Origin of the sequence: uncultured Oscillibacter sp. (assembly GCF_910587525.1) — a bacterium.
In the GTDB taxonomy this organism is placed as follows: domain Bacteria; phylum Bacillota; class Clostridia; order Oscillospirales; family Oscillospiraceae; genus Oscillibacter.
The window spans coordinates 1-2006 of the sequence record NZ_CAJULS010000239.1; the positions used below are offsets into that span (position 1 = coordinate 1).

The 2006-nt window shown below is 56.2% G+C and carries 1 protein-coding gene and 2 pseudogenes; 2 read left to right on the forward strand and 1 reads right to left on the reverse strand.

Going from position 1 to position 2006, the window contains the following annotated elements; translation table 11 throughout:
- Positions 1-429: 429 nt before the first annotated feature.
- Both QZ326_RS13000 and QZ326_RS13005 read left to right on the forward strand, forming a co-directional pair.
- On the forward strand, positions 430-1425 hold the full coding sequence (locus tag QZ326_RS13000; protein ID WP_295746033.1) for an SH3 domain-containing protein: 996 nt from the start codon (positions 430-432) through the stop codon (positions 1423-1425).
- A gap of 180 nt (positions 1426-1605) precedes the next feature.
- Positions 1606-1767 (forward strand): annotated as a pseudogene (locus QZ326_RS13005) (replication initiator protein A); the annotation flags it as partial.
- Between the two features lie 45 nt (positions 1768-1812).
- Here QZ326_RS13005 and QZ326_RS13010 read toward each other — a convergent pair.
- Positions 1813-2006 (reverse strand): annotated as a pseudogene (locus QZ326_RS13010) (hypothetical protein); the annotation flags it as partial.

A 2006-nucleotide genomic window follows, 5' to 3' on the forward strand; every position in this document is an offset into this window, starting at 1 on the left:
ATGGCCTGATTTTCTCCCATGCCCTGCCGCCTATATCATGCCGTTGCTGTTCACCAATGTCATTAAGTTAAGGAAATTTACCCAATAATGGGGTGCAGAAATATTTTGGATTCTAAGTGCTTAGCTGAAATCTAAGAACATTTTGATGCACCATTATTTGGAAATTGGTCTTATCTTAATGACATTGTGCTGTTCACCCGCCATTTTTCTGCCCTCCCGCTACTTTGGGGACTATTATACCACATTTTTATTGACGGCGCTATCTAGAAAGTTTCTTTATCGGGGTTCCCCTTTCGGCGGTTCTTTTTTGCGCGGCGGGGCAGGGCGTAATTTGACCGGATTCCTGGAAATTCGACAGCCGCACTTGACGGGAGGCGAAAAAACGGATATTATGTAGAATGTGAAACCATGAATAACAGGAGGACGACCATGGCCATGAAACGCTGCCCTGTCTGCGGGGAGAGATATTCCGATACATACCGCTACTGTCCCTTCTGCGAGGAAGAAGATCTGGACCGGGAGGAGGAGGTCCGCCGGGCCCCGCCCCGGAGCGGACGCCGCGTAGGCGTCGGCAGCGGACGCCAGCCCAATCTGGTGACGCCCACCCTGGTGGTACTGATCTTTTTTATGGCTGCCCTATTGGTGTACCTGCTGTGGGGCGACAAGATCGCCGATAAATTCGGCAAGGACAAGGAACTGGATGATAAGCCCGGCGTGGAGGACCCCGTCACGCCCGCTCCGCCGGTGCAGAAGGACCCCGTGGCCCAGGACCCCGTGGCCCAGGACCCCACTGTCACGGACCCGGATACCCAGGAACCCGGCGGCGACATGCCCGATGAGCCGAATACCACCACGCCGCCTGACACCGCCACCCAGCCCGCCGATCCCACCAGCAGCTACGAGGCGGCCAATGCCCTGCCCGGCGGCCTGACATACACCAACATCCGGGGTGACGACTTCACCCGCAGCATCTCCGAGGGCGTATACCAGCTGAAGGTCTCCGGCGGCAACGGCACTTACACCTGGATGAGCGAGGACCCGGGGATCGCCTCTGTGGACAGCAACGGCAATGTGACGCCCATCTCCGCCGGCATCACCCATATTCTGGTGACCGACGGCACCCGCAAGGCGGTGTGCATCATCCGGGTGACAGGCGGCGGCAGTGCCCCGGCCACGCCCTCCACCACCACGCCCAGCAGCGGCGGAACCTTGAAAACCGGTCCGGCCACGGTCATCAACGGCGGCAATGGCGTGCGGGTCCGCTCCGGCCCCGGCACCAATTACGAAATTTTGGCCACTGTTCCCAACGGCGGCTCCGTCCAGGTGGTGCAGAGCATGGGCAACGACTGGTACGAGATCACCTTCTCCAACGTGGGCGGTGTGACCACCACCGGATACATGAAGGGCGAGTTCCTGTCCAATTGAATGACCCTGCGAAAAGGGATGCGGCGCCTTTTGGCCGTGTCTGATAAAGAATGACGCGCAAAATCTAAAAATATCAGGCAGTCACCGCAAAATCAAGCCAATATGACACAATTCAACACCCGAGAGAAAGCACGATTGAAAGATCGTGCTTTCTCTTTTGCCCAAAAGGAGGCCCTGACCATGCCGGAAATCATATTGTCAGATTATTTCTACGGCGATGAAGAGGAATTTGTCTATTTCAAAATTCCCCGCCAGTTGATCACCAATCTGAAATTCAAGCACGTCTCCACAGACGCCAAGCTGCTGTATGGGATGCTGCTGGACCGTATGAGCTTGTCCGCCAGAAACGATTGGTATGACAGCGACACTTGGCGCGTCTATATCTACTACGGAATAGTTGATGTCCTCGTAGGCGATGGTTTTTGTGTAGAAGTCCTCCCGCCCCCGGCAAATGCCGTCTTTCAGCATCTCCACATAGGGGATCGTCTGTTGCGCGGAGAGGGAACGCTTACCGGCCCTTGCGGGTCCGGCGCTTTTGGTCCTTATGTTCAGAAGCCGATACCTCCTTTACTGTCTCGGCC

Coding starts and splice junctions, on each gene's coding strand:
- QZ326_RS13000 (WP_295746033.1), top strand. CDS start 430: ATGGCCATGAAACGCTGCCCTGTCTGCGGGGAGAGATATTCCGATACA.